The sequence below is a fragment of the Streptomyces macrolidinus genome, assembly GCF_023887685.1.
GTDB lineage: Bacteria > Actinomycetota > Actinomycetes > Streptomycetales > Streptomycetaceae > Streptomyces > Streptomyces macrolidinus.
In genome coordinates this window covers 24,368-44,753 of record NZ_JAMWMR010000040.1, presented here as the reverse complement: position 1 = coordinate 44,753, position 20,386 = coordinate 24,368, and the positions used below count along the sequence as shown (strand labels likewise).

Below are 20,386 nucleotides of genomic sequence, written 5' to 3'. Positions count from 1 at the left end.
GGCCTGTCGTCAAATTCCCGTCGTCGCCCGGAGGGCGGCCCCGCGGCGTCTGGTGCGTGCTCTGGGGGTCCCCCCTGCTCGCAGAGCTTGGGGGAGTGCCGGGCGGAAGCCCTCGTACTGGACGTACGTGGGCTTTCGCCCGGTGCGGCGAGTGGGGGTCCCCCCTGCTCGCAGAGCTTGGGGGAGCGTGCCGGGCGTCGCGGGGCAGACGGGAATTTGACGACAGGCCCTAGCACAGCGAAGTCGCCGTCCGCTCCGTGCGGGAATGGCGGCGGGAGATGAGCGAAGCCGCCTTCCGCCGTCTGGCCGCCGTCGCCGAGGCGCGCCGTACCGGTACGGCCTGCTACCTCCAGCAGACCGACGCCCCGGCGTAGCCTCGCGGCCGGGGTCACTTCGTCACCGGGTGTGAGGCGAGCGGCCGTTCGCTCCTCGTCCTCGCCTCGGTCCAGGTCGTCCTCGGCATCGCGCACGTCCCGTCGGGCCATCTCCCCCTGGGCGTCCTCATGTTCGGCCTGAGCGTGCTCGCGCTGGCCCGCAACTGAGGTCCCGTACCGGACGGAGCCGGCCTACTCCCCCGCCACGATGCGCTCGACCGCGGCCGTCACCAGTTGTTCGCGTTCCGCTTCCGTGAAGACGTCCGGCAGGGTGAGCTGCTCGACGATCAGCCAGTTCAGGGCGAGGATGAGCAGCTTGACGGCCATGGCATCGCCGGGGAGGCCGGAGGCCTCGTGGTAGGCGACGTTGGCGTCGACATCGGCCCGGACCCGCTCGGTGAGGACCTTGCGCAGTTCGGGACGGCGGGTCGCCTCCAGGCGGAGTTCGAGCAGCGCGAGGTAGCCGGTGCGGAACGAGGCGACGCGGCCGACGAGTTCGCGCATCAGCTCCGCGTAGGTCTCCCGGTCGCGGCCCGCCGCCCGCTGGCGGGCGATCGTGGCCTCGTCGGGCTGCAGTCGCTCGTACACGCGCGCGCCTGCCTGGGTGAGCAAGTCGTCGCGGTTGGCGAAGTAGTTGGACGCGGTGCCGACGGGTACGGCGGCCTCGGTGTCCACCGCCCGGAACGTCAGGCCACGTGCGCCTTCCTTGGCCAGCACCTCGATCGCGGCGTCGACAAGGGCCGCGCGCCGCTGGTCGTTTCGTCTCACCATTGACACCACTCCAGTTGTAGTACTACGTTCAAACCACTTCAAGCAGAGTACTACGTGAGGGGACATCAAGAGATGCGAAAGCTCGTGTACTACGTCGCGGTCACGCTCGACGGCCGCATCGCCGGCCCCAGTGGTGAGTACGACTTCTTCCCCGGCGGCGGCGAACAGCAGACAGCCGCCTACTTCGCCTGGATGAACGCCCTGTACCCCGAGACCGTCCCGACCGCCTACCGCGCCGCCGCGGGCCTGACCGACTCGCCCAACCGACGCTTCGACACGATCATCCAGGGCCTCGGCTCCTACCGCGCCGCCCTCGACGTCGGGATCACCAGTCCGTACGCGCACCTGCGCCAATACGTGGTGTCCAGCACTCTCGAGCCCGACATCGACCCGGCTGTCACCGTCGTCCCGAGCGACCCGCTCGCCGTCGTTCGCGAGCTCAAGCGGGAGGAAGGCAGCGGCCTGGACATCTGGCTCTGCGGCGGCGGCAAGCTCGCGGGCACCCTCCTGCCCGAGATCGACGAACTGCTCATCAAGAGCTACCCGGTGGTCGCCGGTGCCGGGGTCCCGGCCTTCGACGGCGCCTTCGACCCCACGGTCTTCGACGTCGCCGAACGCACGGCGTTCCCCAGCGGCGTCACCTTCACCCACCTCACCCGCCGCCGGTCCCCCACCACTCAAGCGCGAACGCAGTCCTGAATGACCTGCCGAGCCAACGCCCTTGCTGGCTCGCGCAGTTCGCCCTCGATGGCAGCCGCGGTACTCGCGTCGAGCGTGACCACCGCGGGCCGTGCCACCGCTCGGGCCAGGTGTGCGATCCGCAGGGCGAGCGTCGGGAGTCCGGGGTGCTCGGCCGGGAGGGCGGGAGTGTCCACGGCTGTCCGCGTCATGGCGCCGCGGTCGAGCGTCCCGGCCTTGTCCCCCACCCGGTCGGGCAGTGTTTCGGCGTGGGCGGAGACGCTGGTCCAGAATTCCCGCGCCGCGCTCGCGGTGGCGCCGCTCCGGCCGAACGACCGCGTGGCGATCGCCCGTCGCCCAGCTTGTCCCGGCAGGCACGTCCTGTTCCGCCCTGGCAGACATCCCCGTCTCCCCCTGTCGAGAACAGCGAGATCTTCGCCCTTGCGCACCGTCCGGAGCACTGCCGGAAGTCGGCAGTGTTCCGGCGGTTGCCCTTGCCGGGCAGCGAAGGTGCGCGGTCAGGTCGAAGGCCGGGGCCTGGGCTTCACCCGGGCCGCGCGGGACTCCAGGTAGCGCTGTTCGGCCATGCCGGCCGTGGACTTCGCGGCGCGGCGGTAGTCCTCGTACGCGCCGGTCGTGTCGCCGGTCTTCTCCAGCAGGTGTGCTCGTACGGACAGCAGTCGGTGATGTCCGGCCATCCGCTCGTCTCCGTCCAGCGTCGCCAACAGGGCCAGTCCGGCGGCCGGGCCCTCGGTCTCGGCGAGTGCGATCGCACGGTTGAGGGTGACCATCGGGTTGGGTGCGATGCGCTCGAGGATCAGGTAAAGGGCGTGCACCTGCGGCCAGTTGGTCTCCTCGGCCTTGGCCGCGTCGGCGTGGGTGGCGGCGATCGCGGCCTGCAACTGGTAGGGCCCGAGGGCCGTGGCCGCCAGCGACGTCTTGACCAACTCCGTGCCCTCGTCGATCAACGCGCGGTCCCATGTCGTACGGTCCTGCTCGTCCAGCGGCACCAGGTCTCCGGCGAGAGTCGTACGGGCCGCGCGGCGGGCGTGGGTCAGCAGCATCAGCGCGAGCAGCCCGGTCACCTCGCCGTCCTCGGGCAGTTGCGCGTGCACCGTCCGGGCCAGCCGGATCGCCTCGCGGGCGAGGTCGGCGCGGTGCAACTCGCTGCCCGAGGAGGCGGTGTAGCCCTCGTTGAAGACGAGGTAGAGCACATGCAGGACGGCCCGTAGCCGCTCCTCGCGCTCCGCGCCGTCCGGCAGGCTGAACGAGCTGCCCGCGGCCTTGACGCGCTGCTTGGCCCGGCTGATCCTCGCCGCCATCGTGGCCTCGGGCACCAGGAAGGCGCGGGCGATCTCGGCCGTGGTCAGTCCGCCGACCGCTCGCAGCGTCAGGGCGATCTGGGAGACCGGGGTCAGCGCCGGATGGCAGCACAGGAACAGCAGGACGAGTGTGTCGTCGGTGTCCGGTACGTCCTCGGGGACCACCTCGGCGGCCGTCGCCAACTCCCGTTCGCGGCGCGCCTGATCGCTGCGCATCTGGTCGATGAGGCGCCGGGACGCGACGGTCGTCAGCCAGCCGCGCGGGTTGTTCGGCACCCCCTCGACCGGCCATTGCACCGTCGCGGCGAGGACGGCCTCCTGTACGGCGTCCTCACACCCTTCGAACTGTCCGTACCGCCGTACCAACGTGCCGAGGACCTGCGGCGTGAGGTCACGCAGCAGGTCCTCGAAGGCCAGGTGTGTCATGCCTCCAATTGTCCGTCGGCGAACATCACTTGGCGTACCTCGATCCCGAGCCCCTCGACCGCGGCGTCCGGAATCCGCGACGCCAGTTCGATCGCTCGTTCCTTGTTCTCGCAGTCGACCAGGTAGAAGCCGCCCAGGTACTCCTTGGACTCCAGGAACGGCCCGTCGGTCACCACCCGTCGGCCGCCTCGTACGGACACCACGGCGGCCTGGGACGGGTCGACCAGTGCCTGCGTGGTGATCAGCTCGCCGGACGTCTTCAGCGCCTCGATGAACGCGCCGTGCCCGGCGCCGATCGCCGCCTTCTCCTCGTCGGTCAGCGCGTCCATCACGGCCGGGTTGATGTGCATGCTGATCAGGAACTTCATCGCGTACTCCTCGCGGTTCACGAGCCCCGGCGGGGCCCTTCGACCAGTTGGTCGGAGCCGTCGCCGTCGTCTTGACATCCTCCCCGGCATCTTCCGGCGGGAATTTCGCGGGAGGCACCCCCAGCGATGTCAAGAACCTCTCGACCGCTCCGACCGACAGGCGACACCGACGGGTGACACCCCACCGGTGACACCCACACGTGACACCCGCAGACGACACCCACGGACGACACGTCGAGAGAACAGGACGCTTCGGATATGCGACTCGACCGGGCATGGCTGGGCCTGGCCCTCCTCACACTGCCGACCTTGCTCGTCGCACTGGACACGACGGCGCTGCTCCTCGCCCTCCCCCGGCTGAGCGCCGACCTGGGGGCGGGCACGGTCCAGCAGTTGTGGATCAGTGACAGCTACGGACTCATGGTGGCCGGTCTGGTCATCACGATGGGCACGCTCGGCGACCGGATCGGCCGTCGGCGGCTGCTGATGATCGGCGCGGCGGCCTTCGCCGTACTGTCGGTCGTGGCGGCCTTCGCGGTCAACCCGCTGATGCTGATCGTCACGCGGGCGCTCCTCGGTGTCGCGGGCGCGACCCTGGCACCGTCCACCCTTGCCCTGATCACCAGCATGTTCCGCGATGAACGGCGGCGCGGGACGGCCATCGCGATCTGGGCGACGTGCCAGTTCACCGGCGGCGCGCTCGGCCCCGTGCTCGCCGGGTTCCTGCTCCAGTACTTCTGGTGGGGCTCGGTGTTCCTGCTCGCCGTGCCCGCGATGGCCCTGCTGCTGCTCGCCGGGCCCGCCCTGCTGCCGGAGTTCCGCAGCGACCGGGCCGGACGGCTGGACCTGGCCAGTGTCGGACTGTCGCTGGTGGCCGTGCTGTTGATGGTCTACGGCGTCAAGCAGCTCACCGTCGAGGGCGTGACGGTCGTCCCGGCGGCGGCCCTCACGGTCGGCGCCGCCGTCGCGGCCCTGTTCGTACGGCGCCAACTGTGGCTGACGGACCCCCTGTTGGACCTGCGGCTGCTGCGCAACCGTCCGTTCACGGCCGTTCTGGTCGCGCTGGTCCTCGCCGGGCTCGCCATGGCCGGTACGGGTCTGCTGGTGACGCAGTATCTGCAAAGCGTGCTGGGCTACTCGCCGTTCGCGTCGGCGGTGCTGTTCGCGCCCATGGGCCTGGGCGTGGCGGTCGGCACCATGGCCGCGCCGACGCTGGCCCGCCGGATGAAGCAAACGACCGCGATCGCCGGTGGGCTGGCGGCGTCGGCGCTGGGCGGTCTGCTGCTGGTCGGCGTCGACGGTACGGGCGGCCTGCCGCTGGTGATGACCGGCATCGCCGTACTGGCCCTGGGCACCGGCCCGTTGTTCGCGCTGGGCACGGGGCTGGTCCTCGGGTCCGTACCGCCGGAGCGGGCGGGCTCGGCGGCGTCGATGTCGGAGACGGGCAACTACTTCGGCGGCTCGCTCGGCTTCGCGCTGCTCGGTGTGGTGGCCGCCGTGGTCTATCGCAGCCGGATGGGCGGCACTTCCGACTCGCTGTCCGGTGCGGTCGCCGCCGCGCGACGCCTGCCCGGCGATCAGGGCGCGGAACTGCTGCGCGCCGCGCGGGCGGCGTTCACCGTGAGTCTGCACGTCATCGGGGTCATCGCCGCGATCGTCTTCGCCGGGCTGAGCGTCCTGGTCCTCGCCATGCGCCCGGCGACCCGGACCGCTCCGGCCCCGCTGCCCGAGCACGCGCGCCAAGAATCTTGAGCATCGCTCATGTTCCTCGTGTTCAAGGTATTCCCACCGCGCTTACTCGCCAGTACAAACGAGCGGACGGCTTCGCAAGTCACCTGTGCCCAGGAGGCGTAGTGAGACGCACCAGACCAGGAATCCGCTGTACCGTCGCCGCGATCGCGGCAGCCGCCGCCGGTCTGCTGGGGCTGAGCGCACCCAGCGCCGGGGCGGCACCCGCCGCACCCGCCGCCGCCGTATCGGCCCCGCTCCCGGCCGAGTTGGAGCAGATCCGCGCGGCCGAGGCCACGGCCTTGTACGGTGACCCGGCCGAGCGCCCGCTGGACCAGCGCAAGACCTCACTGATCTCGCTGGGCGACAGCGAGATCTCCGGTGAGGGCGTGGGCACCTACGAGGCCGGTACCAACGGCCCCGACAACTGGTGCCATCGCTCGCCCGACTCCGCGATCCACCGCACCGGCATCCCCGCCGACGTCACCTACAACGTCGCGTGTTCCGGCGCCACCACCGCCAACATCCGTATCGGCGGCAGCAAGCAGTACGCCGACGAACTCGTCCAGAGCGACAACCTCGCCATCAAGGCCCGCAACACCCACATCAAGATGATCGTCCTGGTCATCGGGGCCAACGACGACCTCGAGTTCGCCCCGGTCGTCACCGACTGCGTGGTGCGCTGGCTCCTCAGCCAGGGCGCCTGCAACCCGACCTACTCCCCCGGCTGGCAGGCCCGCGTCGACGCGCTGCGCCCCAAGGTCGAGCAGTCGATCCAGGATCTGCGCACCGTGATGACCGGCGCGGGCTACACGAGCGACGACTACAAGCTCGTGGTCATGGGCTATCCGAGCCCCATCAGCCCCGACACCGGTGACAACCCCGACTTCCCCGGCAAGCTCCCCGGCGGCTGCACCTTCTACGACCAGGACGCCGCCTGGGGCCGCAACACCGCCGTACCGCTCTTCGAGCGCGGCATCCGACAGGCCGCCCTCGACACCGGAGCGACCTACCTCGACAACTCACGGCTCTTCCACGGCCATGAGGTCTGCACCGACAACACCTGGGTCCGCGGCCTGTGGCTGGACCTCGGCGACCACTTCCCGCCGGACTCCAACACCGTCCGCCAGTCCTTCCACCCCAACGCCCGCGGCCACGCCGCCTTCGCGTCCTGCTTCACCCAGATCTACAACTCCGGCCTGTCCGAGGCGAGTTGCGCCGACCCCGCCAGCACCGGGGCCCCCAAGCTGTACCCGACCGCCTGGGACGACAGCTTCAAGCCGCTGAAGAACCAGGCGAACGGCACCTGCCTGGACGCCAAGGGCGGCTCCAGCGTCAACGACACCGCCGTCATCGGCTGGGCCTGCCACGGCGGGCGCAACCAGAACTGGTGGTACGACACCGACCGCAAGTCCCTCCACACCGAGCTGAGCCAGGACCGGTGCCTGGACGTGCCGGGCAGCGCGTACACGGCCGGTACGGGGCTGATCCTCTGGGACTGCCACGGTGGCGCCAACCAGCAGTTCGTCCGCCAGTCCGGCACGATCCGTCCGGCCGCCGCGACCGGGCTGTGCCTGACCGTGGCGTCCGCCGAGGACCCACTGCGCCTCCAGGCCTGCAACGGATCCGCCAACCAGCAGTTCGCATAGCCGTTCGCGATCACCCGCCGGTCTGCGGGGGCCGCCGCACACAGGGCCCCCGCAGACCGCCCACATACCACCCGCAGACCACCCACAGACCACCCCAAAGAACAGCTTTGATGTTCCCAAAGCAGAAGTGTTAGTATCTCCGTCATGAAGACAGCAGCCGTGTGCCGCCTCGACGCCCCGCGTGGTGTCGGCCGCACCATCACGAGCGTTCTGCTCGTGGAGCGGCTGCATGTCGATCTCTGCCGCTGCATGTCCGCGGCTTGTTGCGTCTGATCGCGAACTCCTCGATGCAGCGGCGCCGTTGACCCTCCACGGTCGCCGCTCCCGTATGTCCCGCTCAGCTCTCCCCCGCGCGTCCCTACTGGAGTGTGTCCGTGTCCACGAACACCGCTGATCCGAAGCCCGCGAAGTCCGGCTTCCGGATACCCGTCCCCTTCTGGGCCCAGGTCCTGCTCGGCCTCGTCGTCGGCCTGGTGCTCGGCTATGTCGCCCGTACCTACGACGTCTCCTGGCTCGCCACCACCCTCGACAAGGTGGGCGGCATCTTCGTCCAGTTGCTGAAGCTGGCCGTGGCGCCCCTGGTCTTCTTCGCGATCCTGGTGTCCATCACCAATCTGCGGAAGGTCAACAACGCGGCTCGCCTGGCCGGGCGGACCCTGCTCTGGTTCATGATCACCTCGCTGATCGCGGTCGTCATCGGCCTCGTCATCGGTCTGGTCTCCAACCCGGGCTCCGGCTCCTCCCTCACCCCGGCCGACGGCGCCAAGCCCGAACACGCCGGTAGCTGGCTCGACTTCCTCACGGGCATCATCCCGACCGACGTCGTGACGCCGTTCACCGAGCTGAACGTCCTCCAGATCGTCTTCATGGCGGTCGTCGCCGGTATCGCGATCCTCAAGATCGGTCCGAAGGCCCAGCCGATCCTCACCCTCTCCGAGTCCGTCCTCGAACTGCTGCAGAAGGCCCTGTGGTGGGTGATCCTGCTCGCCCCGATCGGCTCCGCCGGACTCATCGGCCGCGCCATCGTGCAGTACGGCTGGGACCTGCTCGGCAACTACGCGACCTTCACCGCCGACATCTACATCGGCTGCGCCCTGGTCCTCTTCGGTGTCTACCCGCTGCTGCTCGCCTTCGCCGGCAAGCTCAACCCGGTGCAGTTCTTCAAGGGCGCCTGGCCCGCCATCCAGCTCGCCTTCGTCTCCCGCTCCTCGGTCGGCACCATGCCGGTCACCCAGCAGTCGACGATCCACCTCGGTGTCCCGAAGGAGTACGCCTCCTTCGCCGTGCCGTTCGGCGCGACGACCAAGATGGACGGCTGCGCCGCGATCTACCCGGCCATCTCCGCGATCTTCGTGGCCCAGATCTTCGACGTCCAGCTCGGGATCAAGGAGTACCTGCTGATCGCCTTCGTCTCGGTGATCGGCTCGGCGGCCACCGCCGGTCTGACGGGCGCGACGGTCATGCTGACCCTCACCCTGTCCACCCTCGGCCTGCCGATGGAGGGCGTGGGCCTGCTGCTGGCGATCGACCCGATCCTGGACATGATGCGTACCGCGACCAACGTCGCGGGCCAGGCCCTCGTCCCGGTCCTCGTCTCCGCGCGCGAGAACATCCTCGACCGCGCGAAGTACGACAGCGCGTCGGCGTCCCCGGTCGACGAGATCGAGAGCGTCCACGACGAGCCCCAGCCCGCCGCCACCGCGGCGGCCTGACCCTCGTCACACACCCCCGGACCCCCCACGGATCCCCCCACCCTCCGCCCTGCCGGTCTCTGCCCGGCAGGGCGGAGTGCTGTCCGGTGACGGTGACCTGACCGTGGGGGCACACCCCGCTGCCGGGCGTCCGCGGGTCCGGCGATACGTTGCCCTCCCCGGGTGAAGCCGGGGTTGTGCGCGTAAGGAGTTCCCATGAAGCAGACCATGACCGTTCCCGCGGGCCCGGACGGAGCGGAGACGTTGGTGGTCGTGGCCGCCGTGATCGTCCAGGAGGGGCGCCTTCTGGTGGTGAGCAAGAAGGCCGCTCCCGAGGTGTTCTATCTGCCCGGCGGCAAGCCCGAGGCGGGCGAGGAGCCACTGCGGGCGCTGGCCCGGGAGCTGGACGAGGAGCTGGGGGTACGCGCGCTGGAGCCGCGGTTCCTCGCCGAGGTGGAAGCGGTGGCGGCCCTGGAGGGCGTGCCCATGAGGATGACGGTCTTCGAGGCGAGCATCGACGAGGAGCCGAAGATCGCGGCCGAGCTGGCGCAGATGCGGTGGATCACGGGTGACGAGGCGGACGTACGGCTGGCTCCGGCGGTACGGGACCAGGTGCTGCCCCTGCTGAGGAACAGCGGCCTCATCGCTTCGTAGGCCCTGCCGCACGCCGACAGGCTGCTGCCGCATGCCGTCAGGCCGCTGTCGCATGCCGTTGAGTAGGCCCCTTTCACATGCTCCTGACCCCTTTCACGTGACCGCACAAATGAGCGAGCTATTCACCCGATCGGACGCAAGCCAAAAGGGGGCAGTATACGAATGCATGGTGAATATGATGGTGTTGAAGATCTCACCGTAGGTCGATGCATGAGGTGCGGGCGAGAATCCTGAGGCGGCGGGGCAGCTCCCTTGAGGGAGAAGCGGGGGAAACGCATGCGGCACGACACCATCGCGCGCAATGACGAGCGCATCATGCACGCCGTCCGGTATGTGTCCGCCTGGGTAAGGGACGGCTGGGCGCATATCGATATCGAGTCATTGGCCCGTGAAACGAACACCGCGCCCCACCACTTCCGCCGTATATTCCGTGACGCCACGGGAAAGCCGCTGCTGCGTTTCGTTCGTCGGCTGCGGCTGCAACTGGCCGCGTATCGGCTGGTCTTCACCGCGGAACCGGTGATCGACATCGCGCTGGCGGCGGGCTATGGCTCGGCCGCGGCGTTCAGCAGAGCGTTCCGGGAAGCCTACGGAAGCTGTCCGGCGAGCACGCGGTCCGTTCGGCCGGAGAGCCCCTGGCCCTCGTACGGCTTGTGTTGTGAAGGGTTGGACACGGTCACGCAGGCCGCGCAGACCATCGCCTTCTACCGGCACTTCGGCCTGCTCGGCGATGTCAACGCGGTCTGGCGCAAGGTGAGTCGGTGGTCCGCTCGGCAGGGCGACAGCGAGGAGACCGCCCGCCATGTGCTCCTGTGCTACGACGACCCGGGGAGGTTCCTCGGCGAGTCCATGCGCTACGACGTGGGCGTCACGATGGCGGACGGAGCCAAGCCGGACGACGGCATCGGCGTCCAAGTCGTCAAGGAGCAGCGGCTGTTGCTGGCGCGGCACTCCGGCCCGCTGGAGTTCCTCCCCTTCAGCTATATGCACCTCGCCGTCGCCGCGGTGATGGGCGGCCTGGCGGAGCCGACCGCCGCGCTGCCCTTCGTCGCCTATCTCGACCAGCGCCCGGCCAAGGACAGCCCGCGGGTGGTCGCCCAGGTGGGGATACCGCTGCGGAGGCCCGTCAGAGCTGAACGGGCTGACGGATGACGGTCTTCAGCTTCTCGGGGGCCGTGCGGTCGGGGCTGTTGAGATAGATCTCGTGGTGCACGCCGTCGGGCTTCGCGCCGCTCTCCTCGATGAAGGCGTGCAGCCCGTCGATCACCGGGTCCTCCTCGTCGTAGGGGCCCACGTACAGAAGCTGTGCCGCTCTCCCCTCGTCCAGCCGCTGGTAGACCGCGGTGTCGACGGCGGCGGGGCGCTCCTTCTTCGCCAGGACGGCTTCCAGGGCCCGGTTGAGGATGTCCTTGTCGACCGGCTCCGGCTGCATGATCATGGCGGACCAGCGCCAGGAGCCCTTTCCGGTGGTTTCCCCTTCCGTGTGCCACAGCGTCTCCAGTGGCATCACGCCGAAGTCGATTCCGGCGAGATCCCGGGCCAGGAACTTGGCCTTGTAGGAGACGGCGAAGAGGGCGGCGACGGCGTCCCGGTATTCCTCGCAGTACGGCCCTCCGGCGCCTTCGATCACCAAATAGTCCAGTGGCGGAACGTCGATGAGAGCGGGTTGTTTACGGGCGGAGTACAGCGTCTTGAGTTCACGCTTGTAATCGATCTTCTTCGCTGTGCTGGGCATGAGCGCCAATCCTCGTAAGAGCCGGACCGGGAACGGCTCCACCCTTGCAGACCGACGGCCCCTCTGCCACGAGAACTGCCCAACACACCAGGCGCCACAAGTTTTCGAGGGGTGCGGCGGAGCACGGTGCTCCGCTCGCGCTCTGCCGCACTCACCTCACTCCGCGGTGCCCTTGTCCTTGCTGATCTCCTCGGCCCACAGGTATTCGCTGGCGGGCCGTCCCGCTCGGCCCGTCGTGTTCGCCTGGACCTCGCGCCACAGCCCGTTGACCGCCTCGTTCATGAAGGCCTTGGCGGGGCCGGACGCCTCGTACCAGTCGACGATGGAGATCGAGAACGGGCCGTGCTTGTCCTTGCCGAGGTACGCCTGCGGCCGGTGGCGCGGGACGAACCCCTCGGTCAGCAGGACGTTCCACTCCCGTGCCAGCAGTTCCCGCATCGCTTCGAGCTTGTCGGGCCGGATCTGGTGGATGGCGACACCGGTGGCGACCGGGCCGTCGTACGGCTCGGGGGTGACGGAGTCGAAGGCCGGCAGGCGGGTCACGGCGGGGTACTCCACGCCGTCGCGGCCGTTGCGGTCCACGGTGAGGTCCTTGATCTCCTGCCAGATGGCGGTGATCTCCGGGATCGAGAAGGCGGAGTGCAGCGCCTCGTCGCCGGTCCAGGTGGCGATCTCCAGGAAGAACGTGCCCTCGCCCCACTCGCCCTGGTAGATCTTCGCGGGGGCGCCGGTGACCAGGCCGTGGCGGGCGAGCACCGGCCAGTGCCGGGCGATCGCCTCCCGCACCTGGTCCTCCTTGCCCTGCTGGACCTGGTAGAGACCGATGATCGTGGTCCCTTCGCCGCTCTCGGCGGTGTTCTGTTCCGGCATGGTCGTCCTTTCGTGAGGTGGGTCCTCGGTCGGTCCGGCGGCTGCGGCTGCCGTCCGCGGTGCGGGCGCCGAGGCGGCGAGGGCCGGGGTGCGGCGGCTGAACAGGGCGACGACGACGCCGAGGAGGAGGACGGCGGCCGGGGCCGCGTAGCTCTCGCGCATCGCCGAGACGAACGCGTCGGCGAAGGCGGACATCGTGGCCCGCACCTGGTCGGGGTCGGTGCCCTTGGGGAGCGCGGCCGGGCCGCTCGTGGTCACGTCGACGGCCCCGCTCGTCAGGGGGTCGAACGCGGCTCTGAAGCGCTCGCGGCCCGCTTCCGGCAGGGCCAGCGCCTGCTGGTCGACCCAGTGGCGCATGCCCGCCACCAGCCGGGCCTGCAGGATCGCGCCGACGACAGCCGTCGCGATCAGACCGCCGAGTTCCTGGGCGGTGTTGATGACGCCCGACGCGGCGCCGGAGAGCTGGGGGTCCAGGTCGGCGAAGGCCACCGCGAAGAGCGGGGCGAAGACCATGCCCGTGCCGAGGCCGACGAGGGCGAGCGGTCCGATCAGCCGCCAGGTCGTCGCGTCGGGGGTGCTGACGGCGGCGAGCAGGACCACCCCGGTGGTGAACAGCAGCAACCCGCCGACCAGGAAGTTCCTGCCGCCGTACCGGTCGGCGAGCTTGCCCACGCCACCGGCCACCAGGGTCGAGGTGAGCGGCATCGCGGCGATGGTCAGCCCCGCCCGCAGGGGGCTCATGTGGAGGATGGACTGGAGGTAGATGGTCAGCGGGAGGAAGGTGCCCAGCATCCCGAAGCCGGTGATCGCGATGACCCCGCTCATCGTCGCGAAGTTCCTGCTGCGGAACAGCGCGAACGGGACCAGCGCGCTCCCGTTCTGGCCGCGCCGCTGTACGAGGGCGAACAGCGCGGCCAGCAGCACGCCGACGGCGAGCAGCGTCCACACCAGCGGGGACCAGTCCAGGCGTTCCCCCTCGATGAGGGCGAAGCTGAAGGCGCCCAGTCCGGCGATGAGCAGCGCGGTCGAGCCGAGGCCGAACGACCGGCGGCGGCCCGGCCGGAGGTCGGGGACGATCCGTACGACGAGGAAGAGGGTGAGCAGTCCGAGGGGCAGGTTGATGTAGAAGATCCAGCGCCAGCTCAGACAGGTGACGATGATGCCGCCCAGGGTGGGTCCGGCGAGGATGGCGAGTCCGGACAGGGCCGCGGACAGGCCGAACGCGGCGCCCCATTTGGAGGGCGGGAAGACCGCCGCCGTGACCGGCAGCAACTGGGGGGCCACGAGGGCTCCGCCCAGTCCCTGTACGGCGCGGGCGGCGATCAGCACCGTCGCGTCGTCGGCGACACCGCAGACCGTCGACGCGGCGACGAAGAGGGCGAGGCCCGCCAGGTAGACGCGTCGTGGACCGAACCAGTCGCCGAGCCGGCCGCCGACGATCAGCAAGGTGGCGAAGGCGAGGGTGTAGGCGCTGAAGGTCCACAGGCCCTCGTCGAGGGTCGCGCCGAGGTCGGTGATGATGCTGGGGAAGGCGATGTTCACGACGGTCAGGTCGAGCAGCGTCATGAACAGCCCGATGGTCAGCACACCGAGGATCTGCCAGGGGTTGCGTTCACCCCGGGCCGCCGTCATCCCCGGGTCCCTTCCGGGCCGTCGGCGGGCGGGGCCTTGTGCAGCAGGCAGACGTTCTTCTCCAGCGAGGTGGAGTCGGTGCTGAGGACCGCGGGGACGATCCGGTCCACGACGAGACCGGCCGGGGTGAAGAAGGCGTGCATCGCCTCCGCGGTCACCGCTTTGAACGGGAAGGTCGTGAACCGTACGCCGCGCAGGAACAGTTCGCCGCCCGGCTTGAGGACGCGGCCCACCTCGGCCGCGTACCGTGCGCGGTCGTCGTCGCCCAGGTGGTGGAAGCAGCCCCGGTCCACGACCAGGTCGACGCTGCCGTCCGCGAGGGGCAGCGCCAGCACGTCGGCGACCTGGAACGCGGCGGTGACGTCCTGCTCGGCGGCCCGGCCGGTCGCGATCCCGACCGCGCACGGGCTGAGGTCGAAGCCGGTCGCCCGATAGCCCTGCCGGGCCAGTTCGATGACATCACTGCCGGTGCCGCAGCCGAGGTCGACGGCGGTGCGGCCGTCTCCCGGCGGACGGGAGGTCAGGAAGCCGACCAGCTCCTGAGAGGGGTTACTGATCTCCCAGAAGTGGGTGAACTGCCCTGTCTCGTACGTCCTGTTCCAGTCGATGCTGGTGGTCCCGAGCAACTGCACGGCACTCTCCTCTCACTCGGGAGCGGACGAGGACTCGAAGGTCTCCTTCAGACGTCGGCGGAAGTAGTCGCCGAGCACGGGCCCGAGGTCGCTCACGCCGTCGGCGTGCTTGAGCAGCCGTTCGTAGAGTTCCGGGCGGCGGCCGTGGAGGCCGAAGTAGAGGGTCTTCTGGAAGCTGAAGTCGATCTCCCGCAACTGGCGGAGCCGTTCGAGGTCGAGGTCGGCGTAGAGGACGGCCTCCTCCTCGTCCAGTTCGGCGGTGATCCCCTCCGGGGTGGCGACGGTGCTGTGGCCGGCGAGGTCGATGGTGACGGTGCGTCCGCCGCGTTCGCCGCTGACCTTGCCGATGCTGCCGACGTACAGCACATCGGCCGCGTTCAGCACGGCGGTCGACAGGACGCACGGCTTGGTGGCCGGGAGGTTGTTGCGCAGGGCCGCGGCCGGGACGGCGATGATCTCGGCGCCCTTGAGGGCGAGCAGCCGCGGCATCTCCTGGATCCAGAAGTCGGAGCAGACGCAGATGCCGAGCCGGCCGAAGGGGGTGTCGAGGACGACGGCCTCCTCTCCGGCGCGCAGGGCGACGAACTCGGCGGAGAACAGGTGGACTTTGCGTACCTTGGCCACGATCGCGCCGGTGTCGTCGAGGACGACGGCGGTGTTGTAGTACGTGCCGTCGTCGGTGCGTTCGATGACGGAGCCGCAGATGATCCAGCAGCCCTTGCGCCGGGCGATGGCGCCGAGGTGGTCGAAGACCGGGTCGGGGATCGGGTGGTCGACGACGCCCTGGAGGTGCTGGCGGCCGGGGAAGTAGAAGGGGGGTCCGAGGAAGAACTCGGGGAGGACGGCGAGATGGGTGCCCTCCTGAAGGGACTCCAGCATGTCGGTGGCCTGCCGGAGGTTCTCCTCGGGGTCCTCGCGCCACCGGGTCTGCAGCAGGGCGACCCGGGGGTGGCGGGTGGGTTGCATGGGTACTCCTGTCTCCGGTCGGGCGGTCACCGCTCGGTGAAGATGTCCTCGTAGATGCCGGGGTCGCCGACGGCGTAGTTGACGCCGAGCGGGACGGAGGAGACGACGAGGTTGATGCCTTCGCGGGCGACGGACCAGTCGCCGAGGCCGAGGCCGGTGAGCAGTTCCCGCATCTCGGGGACGGTGTAGCCGCTGCGCAGCGACCGCATGAACTGGTCGGCCTCGCCTGCCGAGTACTGGAGGACGAAGGAGATCATGCCCTCGTCGGCGTCGCGCGCCAGGTCGTAGATCACGACGGTGCCGCCGGGGCGGCAGACACGGGTGCACTCGGCGATGGTCTTCTCCGGCCGCCGCCATCGGGGCACGGCGCAGAAGCTGAAGACGACGTCGAAGGAGTCGTCGTCGAAGGGCAGATGGTTGCTGTGGGCGTAGTCGCAGGTGAAGCGGCCACCGTAGCTGACCAGGTTGGCGAAGATCGCGTTCTCGCGGGCGACTTCGAGGAAGCGGTCGTTGGCGTCGACGGCGACGAACTCGGCCTGCTTGTGCAGGGCGGCAAGGCGCAGGGAGACGAGGCCGGGGCCGCAGCCGACCTCCAACACCTGGGCCGCCTGGGAGACATGGGGCGTGAGGAGCTTCATCAGGTGCTGCATCGGGATGATGAGCTGGGTCCGCATGGTGCGGTCGAATTCGCGGCACTGCTCGACCTCGGTGAACGGGTCCGGTACGGAGACGCGTTCGGCGAGGTCGAAGATGCGCGTGGGCTGCTCAGACAATGTTCAGCATCCGCCTTCCGGGCTCGGGCCTGACCTGCCAGTTGAGGATCTCGGTGCTGGCCGACGTCGGCTGGGGCAGCCGCTGGTTGGCCTCGGAGTAGAACGTCTTGGAGATGTTGTCGATGTAGTGCCAGCCCTTGGGGTACGTGACCTGGAGGGCGTCCTCGGTGACCTCCAGCAGTCCCTTGCCGACGAGGTCGTCGATCTTCTCCGTGAAGTAGTCGTACGGGTCGACGCCGTGGCGGGCGCGGTACTCGGCGCGGCTGACGCGCAGCAGCTTGAGGCCGAGGACGAGGCTGCGGCAGCGCCGTTCGTGCTCGTCGGTGTAGGAGCCCATGACGGCGGGCAGCCGGCCGGAGCGGACCGTCTCGATGTAGCGGCCGATGTCCGGCTCGGTGCAGTACAGGTGGTTGTTGAGGTAGCCGTAGGCGCCGGAGCCGATGGCCACCATGTCGCCGCAGCGTCCCCACACTTGGGCGAGGTGGTCGGTGAGCGAGAGGGTCTCGGCCTTCAGGCCCTGGTAGGGCTTGGAGCCGTCGGGCAGGATCGGGAAGGTCTGGGCGCCCTTCGCCGCCCACTCGGGCTTCATGGGCTCGGCGAAGTCGTTGTACGTCAGCGCGAGGTAGTTCTTGGAGAGCAACTCCTCGTGCATGTAGTGGTACATGGCGTCCGCCTCCTTCGTGCTCGGGCAGGGCGGCGTGATACCGCTCTGCACCGCGAAGAAGGCCTCGGAGCCGGGCAGGACCGCGTAGTTGTACACGGAGAACGAGGTCACCGGGATGCTGGTGAGGGTGGCGATGTCCTGCGCCCACAGCTCCGGGGTCTGGCCGGGGATACCGATCATGAAGTCGATGCAGATGTTCTCCATGCCGTTGCGGTCGAGGAGTTCGATCGTGCGCAGCGCGGAGTCACCGGTGTGGGCCCTGGCCCGGCCGAGGTAGCGCAGCAGGGGGTCGTGGAAGGTCTGGACGCCCATGCTCACGCGGTTCACGCCGTGCCGGAGCAGGACGTCGATCTTGCGTTGGTCGATGTCGACCGGGGTGCTCTCGATGGTGACGGTGTAGTCGTCGGTGAACTCCAGGTGGCGGCGCAGGAAGCCGAGGAGGTCGTCGAGTTGCTCGGCGCGCAGGGTGGTGGGGGTGCCGCCGCCGAGGTAGCCGGAGGAGAACTTCACGCCGTCGAGGTAGCCGAGCTTCGAGTAGAGCAGGATCTCGGCCTTGAGGGCTTCGAGGTAGTCGGTGACGAGGGTGTTGCGGGTGTGCAGCTTGTTGTACGGGCAACTGGTGCACACCTGGTTGCAGAACGGGATGTGCAGATAGAAGGAGACGGTCCGGGGGTGCGTCTCGATGGTGGAGAAGATCTGGTCCGAGGTCAGCGGCGTGATGTTGCAGGGGTACCAGCGGACGAACTCGATGTCGCGGTCCGGGTATTCGCGCCAGAAGCTCGGGGTGTCCAGGAAGTTGCGGGTGATGGTCTCCTTGGCCGCGGGGGCGGCGCTCTTCGCTTCGGTCATCGGTGCCCTCTCCTTGTGGTGGGGCGGGTGGGGCGACGGGGTTCGGTGGTCGGGTTCGGTCAGATGCGGCCGAGCGCGTCGGCCAGGGCGCGTTCCGTGCGCAGCAGGCGGCGGAAGGCGGCTGCGGTGTGTTCGGCCAACCGGTCGCGGTGGGCGTCGAGTTCACCGGCCGCGGCGGCGCGCAGGTCGGGCAGTCGTGCGGTCAGGCCGGCGGCGTGCTCCAGCCGTTCGGGCTCTCCTGAGCGCAGGGCGTCCTCGCGGTCCTGGTAGGTGTGGCGCAGTGCCTTGCCCGCCTCGCCGGTGTCGGGCAGCAGCAGTTCGTCCAGACACTCCCAGGCGGCCCGGGACCGGTCGACGGCGGTCAGGGCGGCGGTGTGCGCGTCGCCGGACAGCCAGGGTTCGGCCTCGGCGAGGAAGGCGCGGTAGAGGTTACGGAATCCGCTGCCGCCGGTACCGGCGAACTCGAAGTCGATGTGCGCGGCGGTGAGTCGGTCCATGACGCGCTCGGCGGGGGCGGTGCGGATCTCCCGGGTGAGTTCGGCGCCGAAGGCCTCCAGACCGGCGAGTCCCTCGTTGGGCAGGGTGCTGCCGACCAGTGCGGCGTGGCAGGCGCGTACGGCGCCGCGGAAGCCGTCTGCGTCGGGCAGCCGGGCGGTGGACCAGTCGGCCGACAGCCAGGCGTGCGCGGGCGGGAACGGCTGGTGGGTGGAGCCCCGCGCGGTCGCCAGCGCATCCAGCGGGACGGGCATGGGGCGCGGGCAGCGGTCGGAGATCCACGCGGTGCCGGTCTCCTCGTCCAGCGCGTACACCACGACCGCGTGTCCGCCGAAGTGCCTGCTGGCCTGGAAGTACGGGAGGTGGAAGAGGTCGACGTAGCAGATCACGGGGCGGCCCGCGGCGAGTTCGCGGCGCAGTTCGTCCAGTGCCTGGCGGGGGGCGTCGGTGCGGTGCACGGTGAGCACGAGGCCGAGCGCGCGGGCCAACCGGGTGATGAACAACGGGAAGGGGCCGTTGCGGGTGGAGGTCATGCTGCGGAACAGGCCGCCGGAAGCGGACGGTTGGTACCAGAAGCCGATGCCGCCGCCGAGGCCGAACAGCAGCGGTTCGCTCAAGTCGACGCCGTGGACCAGCAGTTGCTTGCGCAGCGACGAGGTCTCGCAGTGCTCGCCGCCGTACTCCCCGTGGTCGGCGACGAGGGGGCCGACGGGCCGGGGTGCGGGCAGAGGGCCGCTCATCGGGCCGCCTCCAGGTCTTCCAGGGTGAGGTTGCCGGGCTTGAGCATCCGGTCCATGGCGCGGCCGACCGTCGCGCGGTCCACCTCCGTCACGGTGGCGGCGGCCCCGAAGCGGGCCTCGACGCCGTCGGCGATGTCGGTGCACACCTGCCGGGCCGCACGGCCCGCGCATTCGACGCGGATGTGCAGGCGCTCGTCACGGATCCCGGCGGCGTAGTACAAGCCGGTGCCGGGCACCGAGAGGACCGCTTCCTCCAGGTCCAGGCGGTCGATGGGCCGCCCGTCCACGAGGAGCCGGTCGCTCGCCCGGCCGTGGTGGCGTACGGTGCGCCGGACGCTGCCGCAGGGGCAGGGCTCGGGGGCGATCGACACGAGGTCGCCGGTGCGGTAGCGCAGCAGCGGCATGGCCTCGGCGACGAGCGTGGTCACGACCAGTTCGCCGGTGGTGCCGTCGGCGAGCGGGGCGGCGGTGAGCGGGTCGAGCACCTCGAACAGATGCCGGTCCTCGGTCAGATGGGCCCTGCCGTGCCCGCAGCTCAGGGCGAGGGAGTTGGTCTCCGTGGTGCCGTACGCCGGGACCAGTTCGGCCTGCCACATCCGCGAGATCTTCGCCAGCTTCGCCGGGGAGCAGGTCTCCCCGACGTACAGGACGGTGCGGACGCCGAGGGCAGCCGGGTCGTGCCCCATCTCGGTGAGCAGGTCGAACAGGCGCAGGGCTCGGGTCGGGGAGCAGACGATGCCCGCCGGGCGCAGTGCGGCGATCATGCGGGCGGTGCGTTCGATGGGGCAGACGGCGGACAGGATGCCGACGCCGACGACGGTGGCGCCCACCGTCTCCAGGGCGCGGTCGACGTCGTAGGCGGCGAAGGACAGTTCGTACGGGATGGCGACGAAGACCGTGTCGCCGGGGCCGTAGCGGTGTCCGACGGACTGTTCGGTGGAGACGTTGCCGCGCACCCAGTCCCGGTAGGTGATGGCGGAGGAGGTGGGCGAGCCGGTGGAGCCGGTGGACTCGCCGTAGCGGGCGAGGCTGGTCAGGGGTGCCGCGATCAGGCCCAGCGGATAGCCGTCGCGCAGGTCCTTCTTGGTGGTGAAGGGCAGAGCGGCGAGCAGCTTCTCGCCGTCGCTGCCGTCGGGCGGCGCGGCTTCGGCGAACTGGCGCCGGTAGAACGGGGATTCGCGGCGTGCGTACGCCACCTGCTCGCTCAGCCGGTCCAGTTGCCAGGGGCGTACCCGTGCGCGGTCGAGCGCTTCGAAGGCGTGCAGTTCGGCGAGCGCCTGCTCGCGCACGGCGCAGTAGCGTTCGCGCGCCGGGCTGTTGGGGGGTGGGGTCGCCGCGGGCGGGGTGGGGTGGAGGATGGCCATGGGAC

At 69.9% G+C, this 20,386-nt stretch carries 19 protein-coding genes; 7 read left to right on the top strand and 12 right to left on the bottom strand.

The window, feature by feature from the left end; translation table 11 throughout:
• Positions 1-566: 566 nt before the first annotated feature.
• The gene (locus NGF19_RS28350) at positions 567-1,145 is read right to left on the bottom strand and encodes a TetR/AcrR family transcriptional regulator (protein ID WP_252428463.1); all 579 of its coding nucleotides are present in this window, start codon (positions 1,143-1,145) and stop codon (positions 567-569) included.
• 72 nt (positions 1,146-1,217) lie between these two features.
• Between NGF19_RS28350 and NGF19_RS28345 the strand changes: the two genes are divergently transcribed.
• Positions 1,218-1,844, top strand: coding sequence for a dihydrofolate reductase family protein (locus NGF19_RS28345; RefSeq protein WP_252428461.1), 627 nt, complete (start codon positions 1,218-1,220; stop codon positions 1,842-1,844).
• Here the strand turns inward: NGF19_RS28345 and NGF19_RS28340 are convergent.
• From NGF19_RS28340 to NGF19_RS28330, 3 genes are all read right to left on the bottom strand, one after another.
• A complete protein-coding gene (locus tag NGF19_RS28340) occupies positions 1,823-2,035 on the bottom strand; it encodes a hypothetical protein (protein WP_252428459.1) in 213 nt (70 codons plus the stop codon). The genes NGF19_RS28345 and NGF19_RS28340 overlap by 22 nt on opposite strands.
• Before the next feature lie 306 nt (positions 2,036-2,341).
• Positions 2,342-3,571 (bottom strand): RNA polymerase sigma factor, encoded by a 1,230-nt coding sequence (locus tag NGF19_RS28335; protein ID WP_252428457.1) that lies wholly within the window; start codon positions 3,569-3,571, stop codon positions 2,342-2,344.
• The gene (locus NGF19_RS28330; RefSeq protein WP_252428455.1) at positions 3,568-3,939 is read right to left on the bottom strand and encodes a YciI family protein; all 372 of its coding nucleotides are present in this window, start codon (positions 3,937-3,939) and stop codon (positions 3,568-3,570) included. Before NGF19_RS28330 ends, NGF19_RS28335 begins: the two co-directional genes overlap by 4 nt.
• Positions 3,940-4,197: 258 nt before the next feature.
• Here NGF19_RS28330 and NGF19_RS28325 point away from each other — a divergent pair, with 258 nt between their 5' ends.
• The 6 genes from NGF19_RS28325 to NGF19_RS28305 all read left to right on the top strand — a co-directional run bounded on the left by NGF19_RS28325 (position 4,198) and on the right by NGF19_RS28305 (position 10,813).
• Positions 4,198-5,691: an MFS transporter gene (locus NGF19_RS28325; protein ID WP_252428454.1), complete on the top strand. Its 1,494-nt coding sequence runs from the start codon at positions 4,198-4,200 to the stop codon at positions 5,689-5,691.
• A 101-nt stretch (positions 5,692-5,792) separates the two neighbouring features.
• Positions 5,793-7,316 (top strand): ricin-type beta-trefoil lectin domain protein, encoded by a 1,524-nt coding sequence (locus NGF19_RS28320; protein ID WP_252428452.1) that lies wholly within the window; start codon positions 5,793-5,795, stop codon positions 7,314-7,316.
• A gap of 144 nt (positions 7,317-7,460) precedes the next feature.
• Positions 7,461-7,589: a hypothetical protein gene (locus NGF19_RS30840; protein ID WP_289738320.1), complete on the top strand. Its 129-nt coding sequence runs from the start codon at positions 7,461-7,463 to the stop codon at positions 7,587-7,589.
• 101 nt (positions 7,590-7,690) lie between these two features.
• Entirely contained in the window at positions 7,691-9,028 is a 1,338-nt protein-coding gene (locus NGF19_RS28315; protein ID WP_372505973.1) for a dicarboxylate/amino acid:cation symporter, read from the top strand.
• Between the two features lie 195 nt (positions 9,029-9,223).
• Positions 9,224-9,661 (top strand): NUDIX hydrolase, encoded by a 438-nt coding sequence (locus tag NGF19_RS28310; RefSeq protein WP_252428448.1) that lies wholly within the window; start codon positions 9,224-9,226, stop codon positions 9,659-9,661.
• 276 nt (positions 9,662-9,937) lie between these two features.
• A complete protein-coding gene (locus tag NGF19_RS28305; RefSeq protein ID WP_252428446.1) occupies positions 9,938-10,813 on the top strand; it encodes an AraC family transcriptional regulator in 876 nt (291 codons plus the stop codon).
• Here NGF19_RS28305 and NGF19_RS28300 read toward each other — a convergent pair.
• From NGF19_RS28300 to NGF19_RS28265, 8 genes are all read right to left on the bottom strand, one after another.
• Positions 10,788-11,396, bottom strand: a complete 609-nt coding sequence (locus NGF19_RS28300; RefSeq protein ID WP_252428445.1) for a GyrI-like domain-containing protein — start codon at positions 11,394-11,396, stop codon at positions 10,788-10,790. The genes NGF19_RS28305 and NGF19_RS28300 overlap by 26 nt on opposite strands.
• Positions 11,397-11,552: 156 nt before the next feature.
• Positions 11,553-13,898, bottom strand: a complete 2,346-nt coding sequence (locus tag NGF19_RS28295; protein WP_252428443.1) for an MFS transporter — start codon at positions 13,896-13,898, stop codon at positions 11,553-11,555.
• Positions 13,895-14,530 (bottom strand): class I SAM-dependent methyltransferase, encoded by a 636-nt coding sequence (locus NGF19_RS28290; RefSeq protein ID WP_252428441.1) that lies wholly within the window; start codon positions 14,528-14,530, stop codon positions 13,895-13,897. Before NGF19_RS28290 ends, NGF19_RS28295 begins: the two co-directional genes overlap by 4 nt.
• A gap of 12 nt (positions 14,531-14,542) precedes the next feature.
• The gene (locus NGF19_RS28285; protein ID WP_252428439.1) at positions 14,543-15,496 is read right to left on the bottom strand and encodes a carbon-nitrogen hydrolase family protein; all 954 of its coding nucleotides are present in this window, start codon (positions 15,494-15,496) and stop codon (positions 14,543-14,545) included.
• Positions 15,497-15,522: 26 nt separating this feature from the next.
• On the bottom strand, positions 15,523-16,269 hold the full coding sequence (locus NGF19_RS28280; protein ID WP_252428437.1) for a class I SAM-dependent methyltransferase: 747 nt from the start codon (positions 16,267-16,269) through the stop codon (positions 15,523-15,525).
• Entirely contained in the window at positions 16,262-17,782 is a 1,521-nt protein-coding gene (locus NGF19_RS28275; RefSeq protein WP_252428436.1) for a coproporphyrinogen-III oxidase family protein, read from the bottom strand. Before NGF19_RS28275 ends, NGF19_RS28280 begins: the two co-directional genes overlap by 8 nt.
• A gap of 59 nt (positions 17,783-17,841) precedes the next feature.
• Complete coding sequence (locus NGF19_RS28270) at positions 17,842-19,017, bottom strand: BtrH N-terminal domain-containing protein (RefSeq protein ID WP_252428434.1); 1,176 nt, start codon at positions 19,015-19,017, stop codon at positions 17,842-17,844.
• Positions 19,014-20,381 carry a phenylacetate--CoA ligase family protein gene (locus NGF19_RS28265; protein WP_252428432.1) on the bottom strand — a complete coding sequence of 456 codons (1,368 nt, stop codon included), beginning with the start codon at positions 20,379-20,381 and terminating at the stop codon, positions 19,014-19,016. The genes NGF19_RS28270 and NGF19_RS28265 overlap by 4 nt, the downstream gene beginning before the upstream one ends.
• Positions 20,382-20,386 lie beyond the last annotated feature (5 nt).